The following is a 259-nucleotide window of genomic DNA, read 5'->3' on the forward strand; positions in this document are numbered from 1 at the left end:
GCGAGACTCGTCGACCTCGAACTCCTCGACGCGGTCGGCGAACTCCGCCAGGGCGATGTTGGCCTCGAGCCGCGCGAGATGCGCGCCCAGGCAGAAATGGGTGCCGCTGCCGAAGCTCGCCAGCTTGTTGCTGCTGTCGCGGGAGATGCGGAACTCGTCGGCGTCCTCGAACGCCCGGGGATCCCGATTGGCGGATCCGACGAGCAGTAGGACGCGGTCCCCCGCGGAGATGGTCTGCCCGTGGTACTCGAGGTCGACG

At 68.7% G+C, this 259-nt stretch carries 1 protein-coding gene; it reads right to left on the bottom strand.

What is annotated here, in order from left to right:
• Positions 1–259: cytochrome P450 (locus IJ15_RS0124725; protein ID WP_031940945.1), on the bottom strand; the 259-nt coding region annotated here is incomplete at both ends.

It is taken from the genome of Prescottella defluvii (assembly GCF_000738775.1).
Taxonomy (GTDB): Bacteria; Actinomycetota; Actinomycetes; order Mycobacteriales; family Mycobacteriaceae; genus Prescottella; species Prescottella defluvii.